Here is a 1,855-nt window from a genome sequence, read left to right as displayed (position 1 = left end):
GGGTGGCGTGGGGCGCTGACAACCACCGCCGGCCACCGCGACCGCGCACGCCGCCACCCACCCGGCGGCCCACCGAGCGGCCGGGCCGGACCGGCTCCGCACACCCACGCTGCCCTGTCTATCAGCACCGGCGCGTGGAGCGGCCGGCAACGGCTGCTCCCGCGGCGGGACGCTCGCGGATGTGGTCACCCGGTCGGGTGACGAGCCTCAAGCGGCGTCCTCTCCCGACGCGCCGACCAGCACGACGGTGCCCTGGGCCGCCGCGCACAGCACCGACCGGTCGCCGTGGCGGACCACCAGCTCGCAGCGGCAGACCGCCTGCCGGCGGCTCGCGTCCACCACGGTCGCCCGCGCCTGCAGCAGCTCACCGGCGGCCGGGCGGAGGTAGGTGATGGTGATGCCGCCGGTCAGCACGCGCGGACCGAGGACGGAGCCACCGGCGAAGGTGATCGCATTGTCGGCCGCGTAGGCGAGCACGCCCCCGTGCAGGAAACCGTTCTGCTGGGTCAGCTCGCTGCGGACGGGCACCTCGAGGACCGCCTCGCCCAGCTCGAAGGTGGCCAGCCGGGCACCGAGCAGGCCGCTGAACGGCTGCGCCGCGAGCACCTGGCGCGCCGTCTCCAGGCTGATCGCCGGCCCGTCCGGAGCGCGGTGACCGGTCATCTCGTCCCCCGTGAACTGACGCCCACCATTCCCGCGCAGGCTAGCCCGACTTCGCACGATGGGGGAAGTCCAGGTGACGGGTGGCTAGCAGCCCTGACCGGGGCCGCCGGCGACCCGGGCCCGGACGGCGTGCCGGCGACGACGGGAGATCAGCAGCGCTCCCCCGGCCACGACCAGCGCGCCGACGGCGAGAGCCGGCCCGGTGCCCGGCCACGGGGCGGGGTCGGTGCCCCGGGCGCCGTGCAGTCCCGCACCACCGGCGAGGGCCGACGGTGGCACCGTGCCGCGCGGCGACGGGCTCGTGGACGTCAGCTCGCCGGGCTGGACCAACCGGCCGACGGCCGCGTCCCGCGGCAGGCGGAAACCCCAGTCGAGCAGGGCGGCGCCCTGTTGCCAGCCGCGCTGGGTGGGGATCTCCGCGCCGAGCAGGGTGACCACCAGCCGCCGGCCGTTGCGCTCGGCGGCGCCGACGTAGGTGTGCCGGGCCAGGTCGGTGAAGCCGGTCTTGCCGCCCAGCGCGCCGGGATACTGGTACAGGAGCTGGTTGTCGTTCTGGATCTGGAAGGGCTTCGCGCGCAGCGCCGGCTGCCCGGGAATCTCCGCCGTCCGGGTCGCGGTGTACCGGCGGAACGCCGGATCGGCGAAGCAGGCGCGGGCGATCAGCGCCAGGTCGTACGCGCTGGTGAACTGGCCGGGCCCGTCCAGGCCGGACGCGGTCACCGCGTGGGTCTGCAGCGCGCCGAGCCGCTTGGCCTCCTCGTTCATCGCGCGGAGTCCCCCGGGCAGGCCGTCCGGGCCACCGCCGAGGCGGGCCAGCGCGTTCGCGGCCTCGTTGCCGGACTTGAGCAGCAGCCCCAGCCAGATCGTCTCGATCCGGTAGCGGCCGCCCGCGGCCAGGCCGACGGCTGAGCTGCCCGGCTCGATGGCCAGGTCCTCGGCGGTCACCGTGACCTCCCGCCGCGGGTCGAGCTTCGGCAGCATCGTCGCGGCCAGCAGCAGCTTCTGCACGCTGGCCGGGACGCCGTACTCGTGCGGCCCGCAGCCGCCGAGCACGGCCCCGCTGTCCAGGTCGGCAACCACCCAGGACGTGGCGGTGACCGCGGGCGGGGCGGACACGCCGGACGGCAGCGCCAGGCCGGCGGTGGCGAGTCGGGACCCGCCGACGGCACGCGCCGCGGGGCCGGCCTGGCGC

At 76.4% G+C, this 1,855-nt stretch carries 2 protein-coding genes; both read right to left on the bottom strand.

Annotated elements, in window-relative coordinates; all coding sequences use genetic code 11:
* Positions 1-207: 207 nt before the first annotated feature.
* Entirely contained in the window at positions 208-663 is a 456-nt protein-coding gene (locus DKL51_RS12725; RefSeq protein ID WP_124812068.1) for a PaaI family thioesterase, read from the bottom strand.
* An 84-nt stretch (positions 664-747) separates the two neighbouring features.
* A partial coding sequence (locus DKL51_RS12720) for a D-alanyl-D-alanine carboxypeptidase family protein (RefSeq protein ID WP_148097780.1) occupies positions 748-1,855 on the bottom strand: 1,108 nt, incomplete at its 5' end.

Origin of the sequence: Micromonospora globispora (genome assembly GCF_003857015.1) — a bacterium.
Lineage (GTDB): Bacteria > Actinomycetota > Actinomycetes > Mycobacteriales > Micromonosporaceae > Micromonospora > Micromonospora globispora.
This window is presented reverse-complemented; position numbering and strand designations above follow the sequence as displayed.

Excerpts from the sequence above, each read along its gene's own strand:
- DKL51_RS12725 (WP_124812068.1), bottom strand. The coding sequence starts at position 663 with ATGACCGGTCACCGCGCTCCGGACGGGCCGGCGATCAGCCTGGAGACG.